The organism is Bartonella krasnovii (genome assembly GCF_003606345.3).
Lineage (GTDB): Bacteria > Pseudomonadota > Alphaproteobacteria > Rhizobiales > Rhizobiaceae > Bartonella > Bartonella krasnovii.
Window position 1 is genome coordinate 391,516 of the sequence record NZ_CP031844.2, and the last position, 24,046, is coordinate 415,561.

The 24,046-nt window shown below is 35.7% G+C and carries 18 protein-coding genes; 12 read left to right on the forward strand and 6 right to left on the reverse strand.

Annotated elements, in window-relative coordinates; all coding sequences use genetic code 11:
- Positions 1–115 precede the first annotated feature (115 nt).
- From D1092_RS09440 to D1092_RS01610, 6 genes are all read right to left on the reverse strand, one after another.
- A complete protein-coding gene (locus D1092_RS09440) occupies positions 116–415 on the reverse strand; it encodes a 6TM ABC transporter family protein (protein ID WP_167309294.1) in 300 nt (99 codons plus the stop codon).
- A gap of 330 nt (positions 416–745) precedes the next feature.
- Complete coding sequence (locus D1092_RS09445) at positions 746–916, reverse strand: hypothetical protein (protein ID WP_167309295.1); 171 nt, start codon at positions 914–916, stop codon at positions 746–748.
- A gap of 1,640 nt (positions 917–2,556) precedes the next feature.
- Positions 2,557–3,342 (reverse strand): DUF1499 domain-containing protein, encoded by a 786-nt coding sequence (locus D1092_RS01595; RefSeq protein WP_120121886.1) that lies wholly within the window; start codon positions 3,340–3,342, stop codon positions 2,557–2,559.
- Between the two features lie 913 nt (positions 3,343–4,255).
- On the reverse strand, positions 4,256–4,795 hold the full coding sequence (locus tag D1092_RS01600) for a DUF1254 domain-containing protein (protein WP_120121887.1): 540 nt from the start codon (positions 4,793–4,795) through the stop codon (positions 4,256–4,258).
- The gene (locus D1092_RS01605; protein ID WP_120122747.1) at positions 4,788–5,384 is read right to left on the reverse strand and encodes a DUF1214 domain-containing protein; all 597 of its coding nucleotides are present in this window, start codon (positions 5,382–5,384) and stop codon (positions 4,788–4,790) included. Before D1092_RS01605 ends, D1092_RS01600 begins: the two co-directional genes overlap by 8 nt.
- A gap of 17 nt (positions 5,385–5,401) precedes the next feature.
- Entirely contained in the window at positions 5,402–7,552 is a 2,151-nt protein-coding gene (locus D1092_RS01610) for a transglycosylase domain-containing protein (protein ID WP_120121888.1), read from the reverse strand.
- A gap of 361 nt (positions 7,553–7,913) precedes the next feature.
- Between D1092_RS01610 and D1092_RS01615 the strand changes: the two genes are divergently transcribed.
- The 12 genes from D1092_RS01615 to D1092_RS01670 all read left to right on the forward strand — a co-directional run bounded on the left by D1092_RS01615 (position 7,914) and on the right by D1092_RS01670 (position 22,940).
- Complete coding sequence (locus tag D1092_RS01615; RefSeq protein ID WP_120121889.1) at positions 7,914–8,150, forward strand: hypothetical protein; 237 nt, start codon at positions 7,914–7,916, stop codon at positions 8,148–8,150.
- A gap of 21 nt (positions 8,151–8,171) precedes the next feature.
- Positions 8,172–8,840 carry a response regulator transcription factor gene (locus tag D1092_RS01620; RefSeq protein WP_120122748.1) on the forward strand — a complete coding sequence of 223 codons (669 nt, stop codon included), beginning with the start codon at positions 8,172–8,174 and terminating at the stop codon, positions 8,838–8,840.
- Positions 8,837–10,255, forward strand: coding sequence for an ATP-binding protein (locus tag D1092_RS01625; RefSeq protein WP_120121890.1), 1,419 nt, complete (start codon positions 8,837–8,839; stop codon positions 10,253–10,255). The genes D1092_RS01620 and D1092_RS01625 overlap by 4 nt, the downstream gene beginning before the upstream one ends.
- 254 nt (positions 10,256–10,509) lie before the next feature.
- On the forward strand, positions 10,510–11,334 hold the full coding sequence (locus tag D1092_RS01630; RefSeq protein ID WP_241436836.1) for a tetratricopeptide repeat protein: 825 nt from the start codon (positions 10,510–10,512) through the stop codon (positions 11,332–11,334).
- A 221-nt stretch (positions 11,335–11,555) separates the two neighbouring features.
- Positions 11,556–12,035, forward strand: coding sequence for a cytochrome c maturation protein CcmE (gene ccmE, locus D1092_RS01635; RefSeq protein WP_120121891.1), 480 nt, complete (start codon positions 11,556–11,558; stop codon positions 12,033–12,035).
- A gap of 7 nt (positions 12,036–12,042) precedes the next feature.
- Positions 12,043–14,019 carry a heme lyase CcmF/NrfE family subunit gene (locus D1092_RS01640; RefSeq protein ID WP_120122749.1) on the forward strand — a complete coding sequence of 659 codons (1,977 nt, stop codon included), beginning with the start codon at positions 12,043–12,045 and terminating at the stop codon, positions 14,017–14,019.
- A 1-nt stretch (position 14,020) separates the two neighbouring features.
- A complete protein-coding gene (locus D1092_RS01645) occupies positions 14,021–14,419 on the forward strand; it encodes a cytochrome c-type biogenesis protein (protein ID WP_120121892.1) in 399 nt (132 codons plus the stop codon).
- 244 nt (positions 14,420–14,663) lie between these two features.
- Positions 14,664–16,175, forward strand: a complete 1,512-nt coding sequence (locus D1092_RS01650; RefSeq protein WP_120121893.1) for a Do family serine endopeptidase — start codon at positions 14,664–14,666, stop codon at positions 16,173–16,175.
- Positions 16,176–16,256: 81 nt separating this feature from the next.
- Positions 16,257–16,943 carry a response regulator transcription factor gene (locus D1092_RS01655; protein WP_120121894.1) on the forward strand — a complete coding sequence of 229 codons (687 nt, stop codon included), beginning with the start codon at positions 16,257–16,259 and terminating at the stop codon, positions 16,941–16,943.
- Positions 16,940–18,322, forward strand: a complete 1,383-nt coding sequence (locus D1092_RS01660) for a sensor histidine kinase (RefSeq protein WP_120121895.1) — start codon at positions 16,940–16,942, stop codon at positions 18,320–18,322. Before D1092_RS01655 ends, D1092_RS01660 begins: the two co-directional genes overlap by 4 nt.
- A 68-nt stretch (positions 18,323–18,390) precedes the next feature.
- Complete coding sequence (locus D1092_RS01665; RefSeq protein WP_120121896.1) at positions 18,391–21,336, forward strand: bifunctional [glutamine synthetase] adenylyltransferase/[glutamine synthetase]-adenylyl-L-tyrosine phosphorylase; 2,946 nt, start codon at positions 18,391–18,393, stop codon at positions 21,334–21,336.
- Positions 21,337–22,109: 773 nt separating this feature from the next.
- Complete coding sequence (locus D1092_RS01670) at positions 22,110–22,940, forward strand: outer membrane protein (RefSeq protein WP_120121897.1); 831 nt, start codon at positions 22,110–22,112, stop codon at positions 22,938–22,940.
- The last annotated feature ends 1,106 nt before the right edge of the window (positions 22,941–24,046 follow it).

Below are 24,046 nucleotides of genomic sequence, written 5' to 3' on the forward strand. Positions count from 1 at the left end.
TTCCTGTTAGAAACCCGCGAATTGTGTTAACCTATCCAATACGCGAAAACAGTTCCCCCACTTTCCAATGACGTAACACAGACAAGGAGAGGCTTAAAAGATGGGTATAAATATGCTATCCAAACTCTAGCGTAAGCCGATTGGCTAAATAAGTTCCTAGGTAACCTGATAGAGTGCTAAGAGCGGTACTAAACAGCATGATAGCAACCATCAAGACAACGATAGCATAGAGACTTTCAAGGCACTGAAAAGGGAAAATGCGGTCAATAATTGCTTGAAAAATAAAAGGATTCACCAAACCCAGCAAATGCAAAACAACAGCAACGCAACTGAGTTCGATGACATAATAAATATATTTCTTTGTTGTTCTTGTAAACCAAGAGAATGATACTAGCTTTTCTTGCGAATGACTCATTTGAATTTATGTTTGTTTAAGAGAAAGAGCGATGGATGTCACATATTTTAACAGTATTGTAAATATTATTATTGCTTAATTGAAATATACAATTTGTAAGAATATAATATAAACATAATGTATTTATTATTTATATTTATATTTTTTAAAATTATATTTGACATTCTTTGGGTAGCATAATAATGACAGCTCCCACTGTATTATTGTGATACAGTTTTTTAATAGATATTAGGAGGATTAAAATGGGGGGGCAAGTTCATCAAATGATTCAATTAGTAACTTACGTCCACACAGCTGGCTTTTTCCAGAAGATGATTATAGTACAGACGCTTATGCCCAAGCAGCAGGTACAGGTGGCATTGTAGGAGCAATATTAGGAGGTGGTGCTGGTGCAGCTGGAGGTTCTATTGCTAGACCAGGAGGTGCAGGTGCTGGCTTACTCAGTGGAGCATTAAGCGGCGGAATAGGAGGAGCTGCTAACGGTTTTATAGATAAGTACAAACAATGCCATTCGTGATCAGTGATATTGTAAACATACTTTAAAGCTATGGTTCAACTGATTTCAGGGATATTTTTTTATGATAATAGATATTTTATTTTGGATTTTTTTGTTATGTATACTTTTATTAGTTCCTTAGTGACAGCAATTGCATTTGGATTTTTCATGTTTTTTTTCAATAGATTTAAAGGTGAGAACTGGAGTATAAAAAGAATAATATTATCAACAATTATATTTTTTATATTATATTATTCTGGAAGTTTATTAGTTAGATATATGGGAATTTTATAATAATATAGAATTACATTATTATCATTATTTTATTATTTATTATAATTTATATATTTTTACAAATTATATTTAATTTTTTGCCAAATAGCATGCTCATCAGATGATTCAAGTAGTAATTCACAACCCAAAAGTTGGCTTTTTCCAGAAGAAGATGATTGTAGCGCAGACACTCATTCCCAAGTATCAGGTTCAGGCGGCATAGTAGGAGGATTAAAGGAGGTATTACTGGTACATTATTGGGTCCGGAAGGAGCCGTAGCAGGCGGATTAGAAGGAGCTGCTACCGGTTTTATAGATAAATACAATTAATGCCATCCGTAAAATGGAGGAATACTGCTTCTAATTTATTTAGAAAATAACGATAAAGATATTTCTGAGATCAGTGATATTGTAAACATACTTTAAAGCTATGGTTCAACTGATTTCAGGGATATTTTTGTTTATGATAATAGATATTTTATTTGGATTTTTTTGTTATGCATAGTTTTATTAGCTCCTTATCGGCAACGTTTATATATGGATTTTTAACGTTTTTTTTTACAATAGATCTAAAGGTAAGAACTGGAGTATAAAAAGAACAATATTATCAACAATTACGTTTTTTATATTATATTATTTTGGAATTTTATTAGTTAAATATATAGGAATTTTAAAATAATATAGAATTACGTTATTATCATTATTTTAAGAATATAATTATAAATTATTATTCGCATATTTTTTATAATAAATTATTATTTATATATAAAATTATTCATGAATAAATATATATTTTAGAATAAAAATTTTTATACATACAATATATATTATAATATATCATCAGATTAAATAATAATTATTTTGTAAATTTGTAAATATTTTTTTTATGAGCGATATTATTCGTTTATTGTAAAATTATTATTTTCTATAGGTGCTTTATTTATATTTTTCTATGCAATGTTTTTACGTTATAAATCTAAAGCTTATAATAAAAAATAAATTGTAAAAAAATTGTTAAGCACATTTTTATTAATTATATTTGTTATATTAATTTCTATAAAATTTTTTATTTGTATATATTATTTATATGATAATGTTTTTATATGAGTTTTATAATATTAAACTTTAAAAAAGATTTACTGATTACAGTTAGACAGATTCTTTAATATCAGCATTATCATCAAGAGTTTTGTTTTTTATTTCCTATTTTTGAATTTTTTAATGATTTCAACAATGGTTCGGTTTGAGATTATTGTCTTTTCTATAAGATGCTCGGTTTGTAGCTTTTGAAAAGTGATTATTTTCTTATATATTATAATTCATTGAAATATAAGCTATTTTTATGAAATAAAGTAGCTTATATCTTTTGATTGTTATCCATCATCTTGTGAGAGAGGAAGTGAGGCGATTTCCGTATCAAGGGCATCCATAAAGTCGATAATAAAGGCAGCATTAGTCCCCAAATCTCTTGGCAAATAACGAGAAGCAGAACGCATATCAACAAAGGTGGTATCACCTTCATCAGTTAAGCGGATCACGATATCCGAAATAAAACCAAGATAAAAAGTTTTAGCTCTCGTTTCAATATAAATCTCATTTTCTTCTCCTTTAAATTCTCGTTCTGCTATAATAGGCCAATCATACGCAGCTAAAACGTTGAGAACGGATTCGCGAATGTGTTCAGGTGCGCCATCATAACGGCGCCCTGATATTCCTGGCCATTGTGACCTTTGTAATGTTTCTTGTTCGAGCAAAACACTTTTGAGTGGTAAAGCATCGCTGGGACGTATTGTGCGAAAAAAAGCCGGTGGTCTTTGTGTATCGGTAGAAATATCGTAAAGAGCAGGCAAGGTAAACCAAAGTCCAAAAAATAATACCAATGGTATTGCTGTTATGAGTGAATAAATAATTCCCTTTAAAGCTTTCATTCCCCCTAGAGCCCCACAGACCCACAGACTATGAAGTGCTTTAATAGCGAAAAAAAGAGAAATAATCACACAGCCAGTAGAGATACTGATCAAAATTATAAAGTCGGTTACATGAATGATGGAAAAACGTTGTAAGATGACCGAAAATAATAAAATAAAAAACGCTAATCCCCCAAATCGAGGGGACCATACTGCTGCTCTTGAAATTAACCGGACATATTTCTTCTTCATGAAGTTTTTTCCCCTCGACTGTAAACTATAAGCAAAGTTTGCTCAGATGACATATCCTACAAAAAGCTTTTGCTCATAAGACAAAAGTAAAGCACTTATTTTTGAGGTCAAGGATGCATGATATCTCATCAATTTTTAGCAATTATTTTAGGGCTTTCATTGAAGGGAATAAGTGTTTTTTCAGCACTTTATTCTGTCATTGACGAGAAATTTTAGGAAAATATTTGTCAATAAATAGCAATAAACTCAAATAACAAGTTTTACGATTGTTAACAGCATATTTGTTTAGAACTTTCCTTTTTCTCTTCTCATTGCGGGAAATTTTTTGTCAAATAGGCTTATCGAATAACGGAACACCATTAGAGTACCAAATTCACGGTGTTTGTTTTAAAGAGATATCTTACTCGCCACAACCATTTTGTGACAACGCTTATGAAGGGATAACGATAAAGCAATAGAGCATCTCCATCTTTACGTTTATGAAAAAGAAAATCGCACCATCATTCTATTTATTCACCACCAATATTCACAGCCCTTGAACAGATGGTTCAGAAGAGGCACTTTTTATTGTACAGTTTCTATTAAGGCATCAATTTCGCTTGTCTTATGTAAAAGACGCGGGTTTGATTGATTCAACATGGGACAAGTTTGGAATGAGAGAAACCTACAATCTTCGGAGCGTTCATTCAACGTCTAAATAAATTATCATTAGATAATCAAATTATTATCTAGATACCAGATACAAGGTGAGTGTGTACAACAGAGATTTCATTCTCACTCAATAAAAAAATTGAGGGATTTAAAATCAGACAAACCTAAATTCGGATATATCGATTGATAGGGGAAAAAGATAACCGTTTTGATAGGTTTTGTTTTTATTAAAAAGTAAGTTGTTGTAAAAGTGAGGATATTTTTATTCATAAAATATGCGGCAGGTCGCCGATGAAAGAAAAGCTTCACTTTCTTTTTTTGCAAGGGAAGAGGGGGCAAAAATACGTAAAATGACAAAACCTTCATTCAAATTTTTAGCAACTAAAACTGAACTAGCATTTGTTTTAGGTCTTAATTTTTTGAGTTCTATTATTTGTATGGGTTTTCCAATGATAAGGTCGAGTGTAGCATCAGGGGCTGTTCCGTCATTAAGGCTATAGAAAATAATTCCGTTGTGTGTGTAGGCTGCCAGTGACCAAAATTGTTGTGTTTTCAAAGCCTTTAAATGAACAGGTCCATTTTCAAGATTAAATCTACAGACTTTAAGAAGAAAGAGTGGATCAGCAGATTGTTGAATAGGATTATCGGGAGTAAAATCAACAAATTGATAAGGGGGGCCAGATTTTTTAAGGGCTGTCCATATATTATTTTGTGTCCAAGCGGGGATCAGAAAGAGAACACAAATATGAACAATAATAGCTCCAATGATCGCAAGAAGTGCGGTATGAATAAATCTAGTCACAATTTATTTGTCCTGATGGGATTTGTTCTATTGAGGGCATGGTGAGCTTTTGTAATGCTGTTGCTGAGATGATGGAGGTATCGTATAAGGTAAGAATAAGCCCGAATTCTTTTTGACTAACGGTTGCAAGCCAATTGCCGGCTTGCGGTGTAGGTGAAATATGGATGCGCAATGTACCATCATGCTCATAAGTAATAGCGTTCGTGTGGAGTTCAAAAGGTATTTCTTTTGATGAAGTATAGGGTTTAAGGGATTTATCAGCTGTATAAAGGGTAAAAAGCCTGGTTTCTGGGAGGGCGCCTTTGAGCAAATAATGACAATGAGGGTGGAGTGGACGCCCTTGGTTATCTTGCCAAATCTGGAATTGAATACCTTCAGTACGTCCAAGTGAAACAATGCCGTGTTTGGTAGTACGGGCGCGGGTGTAAGGATCCATATTGGGGGTGCTGACTTGTGGGTAAGCACTCCATTTTCCAATTGTAAAGCGTCCAAAATGAGGAAAGGAATTGAGCACATAATCGACACTCAGTGTTCCCCATAAAATGGAAAAAGCGAAGATAAAAAAGAAAATAGTAATATTAAAAAGTATCAGTGAATATTTTGAATTCAAAATGTTGAATCTCCAGTTGTTTTTATTTTCAAAGAAATTGCAGAGTTTTTTTTAAGATCTTTATTAATCAAGCGCACGATATTCAATGTTTCTGGAGAAAGCCTGGAGGGTATTGGGGGGGAAAATTCAGAATCTGTATGGGGGGAGGGTGTTTGAGGATGATAAGGAAGCAGAGAATCCTTAACACCGTAGAGCTGTTTGAGCATGATGTTTTGGTGTGCTGCGAGCATGATGCGATGCCATATCATGGCGGGAACGCCTCCCCCAAAAGCACGATTCATGGGTGAAAAGTTATCATTTCCCATCCATACTGCGCCAGTATAATTGCCCGTAAAGCCCACAAACCAAGCATCGCGATAGGATTGTGATGTTCCAGTTTTCCCAGCAACAAGTGTCATGGGGAGAGCCGCACGCTTACCGGATCCTCGTGTTGTGACACCCACCATCATTTGGTTCATATAAGCCGCTGATTGTTTGCTGAGAACTCGGTGTAGTTTTTTTCCGTTATGCTCGAAATCCCACACTAAATGACCATCGAGTGTTCTGATTTGTGTGAATCCATGACGATTACCAGCTATCCCACCATTCGCAAAGACATTAAATCCAGTGGCTTGATCCATGGGGGTCATGTTGGAAGTACCAAGGACCATCGTTTTGTGTGATAAAATATGTGCATTAATTCCCATATTCTTGATGAGATCTATGATGGGTTTTGTATCGCGGTTAAGATATTGGTATGTGAGATAAACAGGAACTGTATTAATAGAAAAGGCTAAAGCCGTTGCTAAATCAATTTTTCCCAGATAACGGCCAGAATTATTTTTGGGTGTCCAACCTCCCCAATTAATGGGTGCATCTAAAACAGTGGTTGAAGGTGAAAGACCGCGTTCTAATGCGGCTGCGTAAACATAAGGTTTAAATGAAGAGCCAGGTTGCCGGCCACCTTGAGTTGCTCTATTAAATTGACTCTTTTTATAATCTAGTCCTCCAACAATTGCACATACAGCACCGTTATTGTCGAGTATAACAGTGGCTGCTTGTGTTACGCGATATTGTTGACCATATTGATGTAAATGATAGGCAATTGATTCTTCTGCTACTTTTTGAAGTTCTGGATCAAGGGTTGTTTGAATAATTAAATGATGACTTGGAAGTTGATCACGCATTTTTTTAATTTCTTCGAATGCCCAATCAAGAAAATAGCCAGGCTGATTATTGTCTCTTTTGGAAAGTGCCCTAGCAGGGTGGCGATGTGCGTTGATAATCTGACTCTCTGTCATAAAACCGCTGTTAACAAGATTAGAAAGGACAACATTGGCACGTGTTTGAGCCGCAAAGAGATGACTATGAGGAGCATATTTTGTTGGGGCTTTAAAGAGCCCTGCTAACATAGCCGATTCACTTAAGGAGACATGACGTATGTTTTTTCCAAAATAAAATTTTGCTGCTGCTGCAATACCAAAATTATTTCCTCCCATATAGACACGATCAAGATAAAGTTGCAAAATCTGTTTTTTGCTAAAATTTGCCTCTAACCAAAGAGCAAGATAAGCTTCTTTGATTTTACGTGTTATGGTCCGCTCATTTGTTAAGAATAAATTTTTAGCCAATTGTTGTGTAAGAGTTGAACCACCTTGCACGACACCTTTAGCTTGCATGTTTTGTGAAATTGCTCGTGTAAGTCCTTGAAAATCAATGCCCCAATGATCGAAAAAACGACGGTCTTCTGTAGCGAGAACTGCTTTAATAACGGTGTCAGGCATTTCTTCAACAGGGACAGAGGTCGCCAGTAGTGCACCTCGGTGACCAATGGGATTTCCATAGCGATCGAGAAAAAGAATGGAAAAATTTTGTGAAGAGGACCAATCTTTTTGGGTCAATTTAAAAACAGAAATGCCCAAAATGGTGAAAAGAGTAAAGCCTATCAATCCTAATGTTAATATTTCATCGATAACTTCAACGACAAAGCGTTTCCATCCTTGAAGATGAAAATTTTGAGAGATGATTTTTGCTTTTTTCCAAAAAAAACTGTTAGCAGAACGAATGTGATAAAGCGCTGTATCTAGTCGTGCATCTAATTCGATGAGAGCAGGGCTGTGAAATGGCTTATGCTGTTGTCCTTTCTTTTTTTTTAAAAAATTAAACATTTAAAAAGAGCCTATAGCAAAGCAATACAACAAAATAAATCTATAAAGTTTATATGGAGTAGAAGTATTTTTTTTCTATAGTGATAAAAAGAAATAGTTTATTTGAGAATTGTTCATTTCTCGTAAGACTGTGTATTAAGATTTTATTATTTTATCCAATAAACTTTTTTGTTATTATTAAAAATATTTTATTTTGAATTTTTTAAAAGTTTGGATTATTATTAATACATTATTCTGTAAGAGAGAGGATGAATTATTTTTCATTTGTGATTTTTAAATTGCCCCCTTTAGATTACCCCTAAAAAAGACATTATTTTTTTGATCCTATCATAAGATAAGAGGATAGGTTATTGAAATATCTGTGATGAAAAAAGTTTTATTATTCGTGATAATAGTAGCTTTTTTAGGAGCCGATTCTGTTATGGCTGCTGGTTGTGCTGAGGTAGGTAAGAGGGTTGCAACTCAGGAGAAGGGGGTTCTTGTCCGTTCAAAACTAGTTGTTCAAGATGGAAGGGATATGTGTGCAATTGTGGTTGTTATCCCAGCTCGTAATGGTGAAAAATTGCGCCGTGTTGAGGCTTTCGTTCCTGCTGGTTAGTCCTTGGCAGATGGTGTTTGGATGCGTATCTTAATCGTTGAAGATGATCGGAATCTTCACCATCAGTTGGCAGAAGCTGTAAGACGTGCAGGCTATGTTTTTGATAGTGCTTTTGATGGTGAAGAGGCTTATTTTTTAGGCAACACAGAGCCTTATGACGCGGTGATCCTTGATATAGGTTTACCGCAGATTGATGGGCTTCGTGTTGTTGAAAAGTGGCGTCAAGAAGGGCGCACCATGCCTGTTTTAATGTTAACGGCACGAGATCGTTGGTCTGATAAGGTGCTTTGTATTGATGCTGGAGCTGACGATTATGTTGTGAAGCCATTTCATTTGGAGGAAGTGATGGCGCGCTTGCGAGCGTTAATTCGTCGTGCGACAGGACATGCAACAAGTGCCTTATGTTGTGGGAATGTTGTGTTAGATACGAAGACATCTCGTGTTTTTGTGGATGGTCAATTGATTAAACTAACATCTTATGAGTTCAGACTTCTTTCGTATCTGATGCATCATTGTGATAGGGTCATTTCAAGAACGGAACTTACTGAACATCTTTATGATCAGGATTTTGATAAGGATTCAAATACAGTGGAAGTTTTTGTAGGGCGGTTACGCAGGAAGCTTGGCGTGGATTTGATTGAGACTATCCGAGGAGTAGGGTATCGCGTGAGAACGCTAGGTGATGAATGAATGTTTTCAAAGAGGATAATTGGTTTCAGAGGTTTTTTTTTGTCATTACGCGATCGCTCAGTTTACGTGTTATGATTTTATCAACGCTATGGATTGTTATTTCTCTTTTATCGATTTCTGCAGTAAGTATTTTATTTTATAAGCGTTCAACTGAAGAGAGCCTAGAGCGTATCCTTTCTGCTCAACTCTACGGTTTGATTGCAACAGTAACGGTATCACCAGACGGCACTTTGAGAGGAGGGGCTGGAATTGATGATATTCGTTATGTTGATCCAACAACGGGATGGTATTGGGAAGTTGTTGCGATATCCCATAATTTAAAAGGAAGATTGACCTCCCCCTCATTGGGAATAGGAGAGATATTTACACCCAGCGATGTTGATATACCTTTTGACAATAAATTCTTTCGCTCTTATCGGATAAAGGGGAATAATAGTCAAAAGCTACAAGTGATTGAGAGTGATGTTGTTCTTGATAATAAAAATCATATTGCACGTTTTCGACTTGTTGGGAATATTGATGAAGCGCATGCTCAAGTTAAGGAGTTTAAGCGAACTTTGCAAATTTTTCTTTGGAGTTTTGGTCTCGGGAGTGTTCTGATTAATATTGCTCTTATTTTCTTTAGTTTTCAGCCGTTGAAACTTATTCGACGGTCTTTGAATGATATTCGTGAAGGAAGAGTTCACTATGTGAACACCGATTTAGTCAGCGAGGTGATGCCGCTTGCACAAGAAATGAATGCTCTCATTAAGAATAATCAGCGTATTATTGAGCGATTTCGCACACAGGTTGGTAATCTTGCACATTCATTGAAGACACCTCTATCCGTGATTATGAATGAGACAGATAAGATGCGTGGAGAAAAGGCTCATTTGTTGAAAGAGCAAACGCAAATTATGCAAGCTCAAATCAATCGTTATCTTCAACGGGCGCGGTTTGCAGCACAATGTGATAGTATTGTCTATCATACATCTGTTCGCAATGTGATGGATCGTTTAGTACGGGTTATGAAAAAGCTTAATCCTGAAAAACAAATTGAATTTATTATGGAAGTTGATGATATTGTTTTTTCTGGAGAGAAGGAAGATTTAGAAGAAATTATAGGGAGTTTGATTGAAAATGCTACTCGGTGGTCTCGCACAAAGGTATTGATCTCTTGTTTTTTAGAAGAAAACCTTGAAGAAGAAAAATATTTTAGTATCTTTGTTGAATATGATGACCCTGGTTTAACAGAAGATAAAATTGATAAAGCGTTAAAAAGAGGGTGGTGGTTTGACGAAAGTAAACCGGGGGCAGGTTTAGGGTTAGCAATAGTTTCAGATATGGTCAATGAATATGGTGGCACTCTCTTTTTATCGCGTTCTGTCTTGGGGGGATTGTGTACAAAAGTTTTATTACCCAAAATGGGAGAATAATATATTTTTGCTTAAGCAGGAAATATCTATAGAATTTATGAAGACATATTTAGACAATACAAAAAGGTAGGGAGACATTTTAGAAGATCCATATTTATAATCAAACTATGAAAATAAAGCCTTGTTTTTATTTTCTTGATAGAGGTGATCTATTGAGAGAAATGAACAATAGATTTTATTATTTTACATCACTCTTTTCATGAAGAGGCTAAAAGATAAGCGCGTTATCTTCTGTTTGTATTGGAAAAAATAATATGCTCCTCCTCATTTTTGCAGCATTCTTTCTCACTTTTCTGGCAATTATTCTTTTTCTTTCACTCCGTTTTGACGATGAGGTAAAGAAAAAGTGGCAAGTTCAAACCGTGGATGGTTATAGAAGTTATATCCATACGATTGAGTCTCGTAAACTTTATAGGCATTATAAAAAAAGAAATATTCTTAAAACGCTAAGTGTTTTGTTTGTTCTTCTTATGACTTGGAGTATCTATGGTCTAACAGGCAATCCAGAAGTAAAAAGTTATTTTTTTAGCGAATTAATGGATAAGAATCCTAAACTTCTCAGTAAGCAAGAAAAGCTTGTTCGTCTGCAAGCGCTTTTTTTCCGCTCTCCTTATGATGGCAAATTAGCAGATGCCTTAGCGGTAGGGTATCTCGAAGAAAGCCACTTTCAAGAAGCTGTGAATACTTATTTAGATGCCCTTCGTTTGAATGGAGAAACAGCACCAAGGCTTGTAGGATATGGTTTAGCATTGGTTGGTTATGAAGGGGGAATGATAACGCAAGAGGCACAAAGAGCTTTTCAAAAAGCAGCAGATTTAGCGCCAACAGATTTTTATCCGCGCCTCTTGTTGGCCGATGCATTTCATCAAGCCGGAAAAACGGCGCAGGCAGTGCAGTTTTTACAAAGCTTTCTTGATACAATGCCTAAAAATTTTGCAGGACGTTCACGGGTTGAAAAAATGATGATTCGGTTACTTGGCTCATTAAATGAACCGACAGAGAAAAGAGATCGTCACCAATTAGAAAAATTAAGAGAAGTGATCATTCTGGAAGAGGAAGGGATAGGTGAAGGAGGTTGAAGAGCAAAAATGAAGAATGTCAAGAGCACAGTACAAGTTGTTATGGAGTAAATAAAAATTGGTGTAAAAACTAAAAAAGGAAGAAAGGTATTGATAAGCGTGTTGGCAAAGGTGGGGTATTAGATAAAAAGTTGCACCTATAGAGAAGATGTGCAAAGCTCTTTAAAAAATAAAATATGGATGCTTATAGAACGTATTTAAAACTTTTTCGTAGAGTGTCTATGAACAATCAATCTTTAAAGAACTCTGCTTCGTTGAAGCTTATTTTAAAGCAGCGAAAAAAAAGGCGCTTACTGATCATCTTATTGTGTTGTTTGGTTATGGCAATTGCAGCAAGTCTTATCGTATATGCAATGCGTCATGCGGTCAGTTTTTTTAGAATGCCCTCTGAAATTACAAGAGAAGATATTTTAACAGGGCGCTCTTTGCGTTTGGGCGGTTTTGTTGAAAAGGGGAGCGTTCAATATGTTGGAGAGAGTAGCGTTATTTTTTTTATAACGGATAACACAAAACATAAAAAAGTGGTTTTCAAGGGTGTCTTACCGGATCTTTTTCGTGAAGATCAGGGGGTGATTGTAGAAGGGTATTTCGATAAACAGGGTTTTTTTATAGGGACGCGTATTTTAGCAAAACATGATGAAACTTATAGGCCTAAAGAAACTGCTGATCGCTTGAAAAAACATTACAGTGTGGAGAAATAATTCGATTGTGCTTGTCGAACTGGGTCATATTTTTTTAGCCGCAGCATTTGCCGTAAGCTTATTAGCAGCTTTCTTACCTGCTTTAGGTTTTTGGAGGAAAGATCGTTTGTTAATGCAAACAGCTGTCCCTCTAACATATATCACTTTCACATTATTACTCTTCTCTTTTCTAGTGGTGATTTATGCTCATGTTGTCTCTGATTTTTCTGTTTTGAATGTTGTTGAGAATTCTCATTCAGAAAAACCGATGCTCTATAAAATCACAGGTGTTTGGGGCAACCACGAAGGCTCTATGTTATTATGGGTCTTAAGTCTTACTTTTTTTAGTGCATTGATGGCCTTCTTTAGTCAATATTTACCAACAGATTTTAAGACACTTATTTTAATTTGCCAAAGTTGGATTACAAGCGCTTTTCTTTTATTTATTCTTTTTGTATCCAACCCATTTTTACGTATGAATCCACCAGCATTACAGGGAAATGACCTCAATCCTCTTTTACAAGATATCGCATTAGCGATTCATCCTCCCCTTCTTTATTTAGGTTATGTTGGTTTTTCACTTTGTTTTTCTTTTGCCATTGCGGCATTGATTATGGGGCATATTGATAGGATTTGGGCGCGTTGGGTTCGTCCTTGGCTTCTACTTTCTTGGTGTTTTTTGACATTGGGGATTATGGTTGGCTCCTATTGGGCTTATTATGAGCTAGGATGGGGAGGATATTGGTTTTGGGATCCAGTTGAAAATGTTTCGTTTATGCCTTGGCTTTCAGGAACGGCTCTTTTACATTCTACTCTTGTTCTCGAAAAACGAGGAATATTGACAAGTTGGACTTTGTTTTTAGCGCTGCTGACTTTTTCTCTTTCTCTTATGGGAACGTTTCTTGTTCGCTCTGGTCTTTTAATATCTGTTCATAGTTTTGCTGTTGATCCAGCGCGAGGGCGAGCAATTCTTGCACTTTTATTTTTCTTTACAGGGGCAGCTTTTCTTCTTTTTGCCTTACGCAGCCCTCTTTTAAAAACAGAAAATTTTTTTCAACCAATTTCGCGTGAAGGGTTTATTGTTTTAAATAACTTGTTACTGACAACAATAACCGCAACAGTACTGATTGGTACGCTCTATCCTTATTTTATTGAGATGCTAACAGAGCAAAAAATTTCTGTAGGAGCTGCTTTTTTCAACCTTACCTGTGGGCCGCTCATGCTTTTGCTATTGTTTCTTATTCCGTTTGGTTCAATGATGGCATGGAAACGCGGTGATTTTCCCGCAGTTTTTGAACGGTTGTGGTTTGTTCTTATTTCGGTTGGTATCATCTGTATAATATTTTACGCGACATCTGTGCGTGATATTCTCGCAGTTTTAGGCATTGGACTATCGGCGTTTGTTTTTTTAGGCAGTTTAGCGGATCTGTGGGGGAAAAGTGGATATGGCAAGAAAGCTTTTTCAGTACGCGTTAAGAGATTTCTTGGATTACCATGGTCGGTTTTTGGTGCAGCAATAGCACACATGGGACTAAGTGTTACATTATTTGGTATTATTTGTGTGGCAAATTTTGGTCAAGAACGTATTTTAACCATGAACATAGGAGAGTGGGTGACGATAGCAGATAAAACGCTTCATTTTGATACTGTAGATAGTCGTTTTGGTTCGAATTATTCGGCAATGGAGTTTTATTTTAAAATATATAAAAATAAAAAAATCGTGGGTCATATAACAGCTTCAAAGCGATTTTATTCAAGCCAAAATACATCAACAACGGAAGTTGGTCTTCAAAATTATGGCTTATCGCAGCTCTATATTGTGCCGGGACATTTCGATAATCGGGGTCTTGTTGTGCACATATGGTGGAAGCCTTATATAATATGTATTTGGTTAGGGGCATTCATGATGGCTATGGGAGGATGTTTTTCTCTTCTGGGATATTGGTTTCGCACTGGAGCCTACAAGAGGGTACTTCTTTCTTTAAATTTTGGGAGAAGACATTGAGATGAAAAAAAATCTTTGGCTTTTATGTTTTTTAATCGTAATGTTTCCTTGCCGATTAGCGATAGCTGTAGAGCCGGATGAGATTTTAAAGGATACAGTTCTTGAAAGGCGCGCGCGCGATATTTCATCGCATTTACGTTGTCCTGTTTGTCAAAATCAATCAATTGATGATTCAGATACTTTTCTAGCACGTGATTTAAGGGTTTTAATTCGGAAAAAACTAAAAATGGGCTATAGCAATCAACAAGTGATTGACTTTCTTGTTGAGCGATATGGTGAATTCATTCTCTTAAAACCGCCATTGAATAAAACAACTTGGTTTTTATGGTTTTCGCCTTTGATGATTATCATCATTGGTGCAAGTGTCATATTTTTCCAGTTAAAACGGTATAAGCGTTAGAAAATAATGATTGTAAATGCAGCGGGGGAAAGCAGTCAAAAACACTATTGTAGTCAAAAAGATACTACATAGAGAGGAGAATTTAGCTCATCTGCAATGAGCAATCAACCTTATTGTAAATGATATTGGTGAATACTAAAATCTTACAAAACTTTAACAATTTAGACAGAAAACGGTAAGGTCTGGTATTTTATAGATAATCAGATTGGGATAGAAAGTATGATTGAATAGGAGCATAGAGTAAATGTTAAAAAAAACTTTCTTTAAAACATTTGTCGCAGTAAGTTTTTCTGCAGTATTGGAGAGTGCACTGTTTTTTAGTGGATGTACATCAAGCTTATGGACGACAAAGGCTCATGCAAGTTCTGTATTTACTTCATTAGTGCAACAACAGGGGTTTGCAGATATCGTTGCTCAAGTAAAACCAGCGGTTGTTGCAGTGCAAGTAAAGAGTAATAAAAAGAAAGAAGATTGGTTCTTTAGCAACTTTTTTAGTGGTCCAGGGATTGATCAATTACCAGATCAGCATCCTTTAAAAAGGCTTTTTAAAGAGTTTTATGATTTTGATAAACCTAAAAATAAATTTCCCCATCATTCACAAAGACTCCGTCCTATCGCTTTTGGATCAGGTTTTTTTATTTCGTCTGATGGTTATATTGTGACCAATGATCATGTGATTTCTGAAGGTACAAGTTATACTGTTGTTCTTGATGATGGTACAGAATTGAATGCAAAGCTCATCGGGAAGGATCCAAAAACTGACCTTGCAGTCCTAAAAGTAAATGACAAAAGAAAATTTTCCTATGTTGATTTTGGTGATGATTCAAAGCTTCGCGTTGGTGAGTGGGTTGTTGCTATTGGTAACCCATTTGGCCTTGGAGGAACTGTGACAGCAGGTATTGTTTCGGCCCGTGGACGAGATATTGGCACCAGTAGTTATGATGATTTTATTCAAATTGATGCGGCTGTTAATAGAGGAAATTCTGGAGGTCCAACTTTTGATTTGAATGGCAAGGTTGTTGGCGTTAATACGGCGATTTTTTCTCCTTCAGGAGGCAATGTTGGGATCGCTTTTGCTATTCCGGCAGGGACAGCGAAACAGGTCGTGCAACAACTTATCGAAAAAGGTTCAGTACAACGTGGTTGGCTTGGAGTTATGATTCAGCCAGTAACGAAGGAAATTTCTGATTCGATAGGTTTGAAAGAAGCGAAAGGTGCTTTGGTTACTGATCCATTAAAAGGACCAGCAGCAAAGGCTGGTATCAAGGCAGGCGATGTCATTATTTCAGTGAATAATGAAAAAATTAATGATTCTCGTGACTTGGCAAAGCGTATTGCAAATATGAGTCCGGAAGAAACCGTAGCTTTAGAGATTTTTAGGTCTGGTAAGGAGGAAAAGATCAAAGTTAAACTTGCTGCAATGCCTGAAGATGAAGGTAAGAAAGAAGGTTCAAAATATTTAAATGAACGTGGTGATTCAGATGAGACATTGGAAGATTATGGGTTAATTGTTGCTCCTTCTGAGGATGGTTTAGGATTGGTTGTAACGGATGTGGATTCGGATTCAGATGCTGCTGATAAGGGAATCCGTCCAGGTGATATTATTGTGACAGTGAATAATAAATCTGTTAAAAAGACCTCTGATATTACCGATACAATCAAGAATGCCCAAAAGTTAGGGCGAAAAGCTATTCTCCTACAAGTGCGAACAAATGATCAAAACCGTTTTGTTGCTCTTCCAATTTTCAAAAAATAGCACTTTATTATGAGTGGGACAGAGATTTTGTAGATTTCTGTCCTACAATGCAATTTTATAAAAATAACGGAGATGTGTTTTATGAAAATACTCGTTATCGAAGATGATCGTGAAACAGGACATTATCTCGAAAAAGCTTTTTTGGAGGTAGGACATTCCGTTGATGTTGCCTATGATGGTGATACGGGATATGCTTTAGCTGAAACAGAAAATTATGATGTTATGGTTGTTGATCGGATGCTTTTGCATCGTGATGGACTTTCTATTATTTCACAATTGCGTGCTAAAGGCAATGAAACACCAGTTCTCATCCTTTCGGCTTTAGGGCAAGTCAATGATCGTGTGACGGGATTGCGCGCAGGGGCGGATGATTATTTGACAAAGCCCTATGCTTTTTCTGAACTTCTTGCGCGTGTTGAAGTATTACAACGGCGTAAGAATCCTAAAGAAGCAGAAACTGTTTATTGCGTAAGCAATCTTGAGCTTGATCGGTTAGCGCATACGGTAAAACGGGGTGATAGAAACATTCTATTGCAACCACGAGAGTTTCGTTTACTTGAATATTTAATGCGCTATGCGGGCCAGGTTGTTACACGCACGATGCTTTTGGAAAATGTTTGGGATTATCATTTTGATCCGCAAACAAATGTCATTGATGTTCATATATCTCGCTTGAGAGCAAAAATTGAAAAAGACTTTGATGTTCCACTTCTTCATACGGTGCGTGGCGCTGGATATGTGCTGAAAGCACCAGATAACAAAGTATGAATCGTTTAATGAATATAATGCGCACGACTGCGCTAAGGCTTTCAGCACTTTACATTTTATTGTTTGGATTGGTGGCAACAGGCCTTTCTATTTATATGACAGCATTTTCTGCTTCGCTGTTAAAACAGCAGACTGAACAGGCTTTACATGAAGAATTAAAATATATTGAAAATGCTTATAATTATGGAGGGCTCTCTTTATTAATGCGCACGATAGATTATCGCTCAAGACAACCAGGGGCATTTCTTTATCTTGTTACGGATCCTATGGGTCGTATTTTAGCAGGTAATGTAGCACGTATTGAATTAGGTCTTTTGAAACAGGATGGTTTTATTTCTACCTCCTTTTTGTATTCCCGTTTTGGAGAACATGGCAAAACAAGTGAACATCGCGCTTTGGCGGTTGTTTTTGATTTGCCTAATGCTATGAAGATCCTTATAGGACGTGATTTGGATGAGCCCGAACGTTTTGCAGCAGTTATTCGTAAGGCCGTAATCATTGCACTTGCTGCAATGGTGGGAGGCGCATTACTTATATGGTTTTTTGTTGGCAGAAGAGCTTTACAAAGGATTGATCAGGTCACGGCAGCATCACGGCGCTTGATGGATGGTGATTTCAGTGGGCGTTTACCGGTTTCTGGGGTAGGAGATGAGTTTGATCGATTATCAACGAATCTTAATGTTATGTTAGACCGCATCGAAGAGTTAAATATTGGTTTACGCCAAGTATCGGATAATATTGCTCATGATTTGAAAACACCGTTAACACGTCTTAGAAATCGTGCTGAAGAGGCACTTTCGGGAAATAAGACAAAGCTTGAATATCGTCAGGTCCTTGAGAGTGTTATTGCTGAATCAGATCAACTTATTCGTACGTTTAATGCGATTTTAATGATTTCACGCATTGAAGCGAGCAGTGCAATTGAGCATCTTGAGATGATGAATATGAAACTGATCCTTGAAGATGCTGTTGAGCTTTACGAACCTTTTGCTGAAGAGTCAGGTGTTTTACTTCAGTTAGGAGATATTTTTGATAAAGAGCTTAAATTGAATCGTGAGCTTGTTGCGCAAACAATTTTTAATCTTATCGATAATGCGATTAAATATGCATCTAAAGATGGAGGAAAAGCGAAGGTTTGCTTATCAATGGAATATCGTGATGAACATTTATTAGTTGTTGTAAGCGATAATGGTCCAGGAATAGCAGAGGACAAACGTGAAAAAGTAACAGAACGATTTGTTCGCCTTGAAGAAAGCCGTACACAACCTGGTTTTGGGATTGGCTTAAGTATAGCAAAAGCAGTTATGAAGCTGCACGGAGGTGAATTATTACTTGAAAATGCAAATCCAGGACTTAGAGCTGTTTTGTTATTTCCTTAAAGATACTTTTTCTTTTTTCATACGGAACAACTATTTTAAAAGTGTAATGCAATAGAAAGGAAGGCAAAATGCTTTTCAAGGGAGATCAGACAAAACAAGCTTTTTTAAAAACACAGCTTCTCCCTTTGTGCCCTCTCAATGAAAGTGGTTCCCAATGGTTAAAAGACATGGAAGAACAAGCAAGGAAAGAAGGTTTAGAACTGCTTGTTTCTCTCATTTCAGAGAATGGAATGCAGATTGATTTTATCCGTTCAGTTATGACTTTATCTCCCTTTTTGCGTGAGGTTTTAATTGCCAACCCATCATATCTTAGTCCTTTATTGCATGTTGATATAGAAACAAGGATAAGCGAAATTATCGATGATATTACGGTTATTGATAAGGATAAATCTATCAATGAAGCTTCATTAATGGCTGCTTTAAGGCGCAAAAAACGAGAGGTGCATGTTCTTATTGCTTTAGCTGATTTGAGTGGTGTTTTTACTTACGAAGTTTCATGTACTTGGTTGACACGTTTGGGTGAAGCAGCATTAGGTGTAGCATTGCGCTTTCTCTTAAGAGAAGCGCATGATCATGGTAAGATTACTTTGCTAAGCCGCGAGAATCCAGAAAAAGACTGTGGTTTAATCATTTTAGGGATGGGAAAATTAGGAGCAGGAGAACTTAATTATTCTTCTGATATTGATCTTATTGTTTTCATTGATGAAACGTCCCCTCATATTGGTAATCTTTCTGAAAGTGTCGACGTATTTTCTAAAATGGTACGCCGATTAATCCGTATCATTCAAGAGCGCACTGTGGAAGGATATGTTTTTCGTCTTGATTTTCGTCTTCGTCCGGACCCAGGGTCAACACCTTTGGCCTTACCAGTAAGGACTGCTTTGCGTTATTACGAAGGGCGTGGACAAAATTGGGAACGAGCCGCTATGATCAAAGCACGTCCAGTTGCTGGCGATAAGAGAGCAGGTTTTAACTTTCTTAAAGAGCTTTTTCCCTATGTGTGGCGCAAATATTTAGACTATGCTGCGATTGCTGATATTCATTCGATCAAACGTCAAATTCATGCGCATAAAAGTTACGGTCAAATTGCCGCTTATGGCCATAATATAAAGTTAGGTCGTGGTGGTATTCGCGAAATTGAGTTTTTTGTTCAGACACAACAACTTATTGCTGGTGGACGTTTTCCTCAATTACGTGGGCGTCAGACAGTTGCAATGTTAGCAGAACTCCACACGCTTGGTTGGATCAGTGAGAAAACGCGAGATAGTCTTATAAAAAGTTATGCTTTTCTAAGAAATGTAGAACATCGTATTCAGATGCTTGCGGATGAACAAACGCATCTTCTTCCAAATGATATTTCTCAATTCACAAGTGTTGCTTATTTAATGGGCTATCACGACAGGAGCAGTTTTATCCGTGATTTATTAAAAATACTTCAGGTTGTGGAAAAACACTATGCAGCACTGTTTGAGAATGAACAAGAACTCGGTTTAGAAACTGGCAATTTAGTTTTTACAGGAGAAGGAGATGATCCGGAGACATTAATAACATTAAGCCGTTTAGGTTTTGAAAGAGCGAGTGATATTTGTCGCATTATGCGCACCCTCCATTGTGGTCGTTATAAAGCAACGCAATCCGCTGAAGCACGCGAGAGATTAACAGAATTAACACCGGCTCTTTTGAAAGCTTTTGGTGCAACAAAACGAGCTGATGAGGCAATGTTGCGTTTTGATAGTTTTTTACAGGGCTTACCCTCAGGAATTCAGCTTTTTAGTCTTTTGCAGTCTAATCCCTCCCTTTTAGATATGCTTGTCCTGATCATGGGAGCTGCGCCACGTCTTGGGGAAATTATTACACGCAGATCTCATGTTTTTGATGGAATGTTAGACCCAAATATTCTTTCAGAATTACCAACAAAAGCCTATTTAGAAAAACGGCTTGAATATTTTCTTGAAGATGTCTCCTCTTATGAGGAAATTCTGGACCATTTAAGAATTTTTGCCGATGAGCAACGTTTTTTAATTGGGATTCGAATTTTGAATGGTACAATTACAGGAGAAAGAGCCGGTTTTGCTTTTACTGCACTTGCTGATCTTATGATTACAAAAACATTTGCTACCGTTCAAGAAGAGTTTTCTCGTCTTCATGGCTGTATTAAAGGGGGACGTGTTGGCATATTGGGAATGGGAAAGCTTGGAAGTCGTGAATTAACTGCAGGTTCCGATATTGATATCATGTTGCTTTATGAACACGATGAAGGTGCAGAAATATCTGATGGAGAAAAGCCTCTTTACATTTCTCAATATTATACGCGTTTAGCACAACGTTTCGTTTCTGCTTTATCCACACTGACAAGCCAAGGTATTCTTTATGCCGTTGATTTAAGATTACGGCCCTTAGGTAATAAAGGACCTGTTGCTGTTTCTTTTCCATTTTTTAAAAAATATTATCGTCAAGAAGCATGGATATGGGAATATCTTGCTTTAACAAGGGCGCGGGGCATTACAGGAGATCCTGATTTTTTACAAAAGCTAGAAAATGAAGTGTGTACAATTATTGCTATTTCTCGTGATAAGAATGAAGTTGCAAAAGAAGTATATGAAATGCGCTCTTTAATTGCAAAAGAAAAGCCGCCAAAAAATCAATGGGATTTTAAAACGATGTCTGGTGGTATTATGGATTTGGAGTTTATTGCACAATTTGCTCTTATTACGCATGTCATTGAGTTTCAAATTGGAGCGACGACAGCAGATATTTTAGATCACTTACCAAACAGTTTTCTTAATCAGTCATGTATTGCTGATTTACATTATGCCTATCGTCTCTATACAAATTTGAGTCAAATTATACGGCTTTGCTTAAATGATCCCCTTGATCCCAATGATATGCCATCTGGATTAAGTGATCTTTTGTTAAATAGTGTTGGGGAACCAGATTTGCTTCGTGTTGAAAAATTAATTGCAGAAACTGGGCAATTGGTCTGTTCAATTTTTACAAAAATTATAAAATATTAAATATCTTTTATAATGGTTTTATAAAAATATTTAATGTAATTTTAAGATAAAGCCTAAACAGATATTATAGAATAATAAAAAGTGTTCATTCCATTTTTATATATTAATTGTGATATTTCATTATACGTTTTGAGAGCTTTATAGAGTGAATATTTTTCTCTATTCATTTTTCAAGTGTAATGAAAGAATTTTTCTGTTAAATGAGCTTATTCTAGGCATTATTCTTCATATAATAATCAATGGAATGACGATTTTTAGTAAATAATACTCTTTATAAGCCTTAGTTTATGGGTATGAAAGAAGCATATGGCTGCATTTATAAAAGCAGCAGTTTATCAGATACATTTATGAATTGAGAGGTCTTCAACACAAGAAGATGTGCAAGAGTGTTTTGTCACACAGATTTAGATAAAATCTTATAAAGGTTATGACTATATATGACTTCTTATAACACGAATATCACGAAAATATTTAAGTAAATAAGACAAAAAACTTTATTTATTATCTCTCTTATTCTTTAAAAAATTAATGTTATAATTCTGGATAATAATGGAAAATATGAATCTATAAAAGACAATAGAGATTAAATAACTAAAGAAAAACATAAAGATTATTTAATAATTTTTACAATATTATTTATTAAAAAATAACTTAATATTTAAATATAAAATTTAATTTTTATAACTGTGGTATTTTTGCTATAGATTTTTTGCAAAAAATGTGAAACGATTTACTATTATTTACTTATCACATTAGCTTTTAGGGGAGCAATTATGATTACAAAGTATTTAATTTCAATATCTATCTTTTCTTTAATGTCAATTTCTGTATTACAGGCAGCGGATGTTACGATACCAGAACAACCGGTACCTATTATTACAGCTCCGCAGTTTTCTTGGACGGGTTTTTATCTTGGAGGTCAAATTGGTAATTTTTCAAGTAAAATTAAAGCAAGTTATTTAAAAGATGAGGATGCAGGACAATGGTCTTCAGTTAGAAAGGAAGATTTACCTAAACTTTCCGGTTTTATCGGTGGCATTTATGCAGGTTACAATATTGGTATCAACAATGGTTTTATTATAGGTATAGATACAGATCTCATGTGGGTTAATAAAAAAGATACAAAGGATCACAATTTGCTACAAGAAGGTCACATCGAAGAAGCATCATCAAAATCAAAAATTGTAACAGTAGGTACTAGTGGTGATGATGAAGATCATTCGGCATCCTTTGATGAAGTGGTGTATCACACTTTAAAACAAAAATGGGCTGGCGCTACACGGGTAAGATTTGGTTTTTCTTTTGATCGTTTGATGCCTTATGTGGCCGGTGGTGTTGCTTATACACAGCTTAACAACATCATCTCTAACAAATCTAATACGGAAAAGAAAGCGGGTGATCTTGCTAAGTGGGTGTATGATGAAAAAAAGACCATGATTGGTTATACTCTTGGGGGAGGGGTTGATTTTGCAATGACTGATAATATTCTTTTGCGTGCAGAATATCGTTATTCAGATTTTGGTAAGAAAAAATTTGTGAAAGATAACGTTGAAATGGGCTACAAGACAAACGACTTCCGTGTAGGTGTCGCTTATAAATTTTAATTTTTTGCAAAATTAAACAATTTAAAAGCCTCATTTTAAAATGAGGCTTTTATTTTTCGAATAGGTACTGGTAAATACTCCTTTACTGAGGAGAGATACTATTTTATTTAGACAATAGTTTGATTTATAAATATAATTTTTACTATTTCATATGGAATAAGAGTTCAGAGTATCGTAGAGTTTTCTCATTTAAACCCTATTCTATTTTACGGTGAATCAATCAAAATCATTTGTTTGTATGTTATAGGTTGGAAAAGGCTGTGCGTATAAAAGCATTAAGGAAAGAATAAAAATACTTTTATGAACTGTCTCAAGCGCTAAAGATTGTCCCAACATTGGAGGCAAAGTGTATAATGGTAGCGAGTTCCTTCTTTATAAACGCAAAAATATGAGGCTTAATGGGACTTTACCATTAAACCATTCATAGGAGCTGTTGCGAAAGGGCTTGAGTAGCAAAGATGCTTCTTTAAAATAAGCGCGGATAGGCAATCCAATGACATTCTATCGTATTTTAAAGACCTCTCATACAATTGAGTTTTCCATTTTAGGTTATCATAAAATATTTTATTTAATAAAAAAAATTGCATAAAATAACACCCAAAAGATAACTCTATTATCGGAGAGGTTATGCTTTATTATAGATAATAATAAAGAGCATTATAAAGTAATTTATAGGAAAAAATAGATAGAAAATTAGGCATTTATCGAGACATAAAAAACATAATTTTCTATGTCTATTATTGAAATAAGAGCTATTATTTTTATAAACTTTTCAAATATTCTATAATAACTACCGCGTATAATAATAGGGGAATATTTCAAATCTATTGACCATAAATCAATCAATATCATTTTTTATCAATTACAAGGGGGATGGATTATTGAAATTATACGTTTTAGTTATTATTGAGCTTTTTATCGTCATTAATATTTAGGTATAAAAGCTAAATGTGCTCTCTATATTCTAAAAAATATCATGATTATAGGGCCATCAAGATTTTTCCTATGAGATGCTTTAGAGAGAGTGTGAAGTGGTGTATAAAGCAAGACTTGTAGCACTTTGTGAGATAAATTACAGGGGCAATCGATTGCTGAAATCCGAACGA